This window comes from Alloalcanivorax xenomutans (assembly GCF_900217905.1).
In the GTDB taxonomy this organism is placed as follows: Bacteria; Pseudomonadota; Gammaproteobacteria; order Pseudomonadales; family Alcanivoracaceae; genus Alloalcanivorax; species Alloalcanivorax xenomutans.
Window position 1 is genome coordinate 1 of the sequence record NZ_OBMO01000043.1, and the last position, 1,251, is coordinate 1,251.

Genomic DNA, 1,251 nt, shown 5'->3' on the forward strand with positions numbered 1-1,251 from the left:
TGGACTGGCCCCATTTAAGTAGACACGGACTGTAAAGTAGCCGCATAGGCGTTGGGGGTGAGCCCTCCCAGCGTCATGTGGCGTCGTACTTTGGGGTAGAAGTGGTCCGTATAGTACTGAATTTCATCGGCCATTTCGTCCCGGCCGATCCGCCCTAGGCGCTTGGTCCACTCCTTCTTCAACAAGGCGAAGAAGCTCTCCGCACAGGCGTTATCCCAGCAGTTGCCAGGGCGCGACATGCTGATCGTGACATCCCGGTCATTGAGCCAGCCCATTACCGCCTCGTTGCGATATTGAACCCCTTGATCCGAGTGGAACAACAGCTCTTTTCCTCGGGGCTGACGGCGCGCCCAGGCCTGCTCCAGGGCACGCAGCACCAGACCCGAGTCGTTGACCCGCCCCAGCGCTCGACCCACCACCTGACGGGTGCATAGGTCCAATATCACCGCCACATACAGCCAACCCTCCTGACACTGCAGTTGGGTAATATCCGATACCCATACCCGGTTGGGTTGAGCGACGTTGAACTGACGGTTCAGCAGGTTCGGTAGCACCGGCAACCCGCTGCTGGGGCGCCGATGCCCCGGCTTTGTCGCCACGCAAGACCGATACCCACAGGCCCGTAGTAGCCGTTGAACCTGATTCTTGCCGCAGGCAAAGCCCGCCACCTGTGCGTCCCGCCACAGCTTGCGGTAGCCCGGCACCCCATCCTGTTGCCTGGCCTGCTCCAGTAGGAACGTCTGCAAGGTCCGCCAACGTTGGCGCCGGGCGCTGGGCCGGCAGGCGGCGTGGCGCCACCGGTAATACCCCGCCCGGGAGACCTCGAGTACTTCACACAACACCGTAATCGGCCAGGATTGACGGTGCCCGTCAATGAAGGCGAACCTCATTTCTGGAGCTTGGCGAAGTACTCGTCCGCCTTTTTTAGGATGTCCCTCTCCATCTCAGCTCGTTTCAGCTGTTTCTTCAGGCGGGCATTTTCCCGCTCCAGCTCCTCGAGGCTCTTGGTCGGACCCGCATTACGGACCGGTTTCTTGGAGGATGACTTACCCACAATCCACTCCTGCCGCCAGCGGCTCAGTAAGGTCGGATGAACCCCTAGTTTGGCAGCGATCTGCTTTTGTGTCTGTGGGCTGGACAGCGAGGCCTCAACGGCCTCGCGTTTGAACGCGTCACTAAACCGACGCTTGCTGCGAAATTGCATACACCTTCCTCGTCAATGAAGGTGTCTACTTTTTTGGGGCCACTCCA

1 protein-coding gene is annotated in these 1,251 nt (G+C 59.9%); it reads right to left on the reverse strand.

All coding sequences use genetic code 11. The features are described from left to right. Window positions 1–14 precede the first annotated feature (14 nt). Window positions 15–1,204 (reverse strand): IS3 family transposase gene (locus CRO06_RS19755; RefSeq protein WP_097059223.1). Its coding sequence is split into 2 segments (ribosomal slippage): window positions 15–913 and window positions 913–1,204, totalling 1,191 coding nucleotides; the frame shifts between segments, so codons are not numbered across the junction. Between the last annotated feature and the right edge of the window lie 47 nt (window positions 1,205–1,251).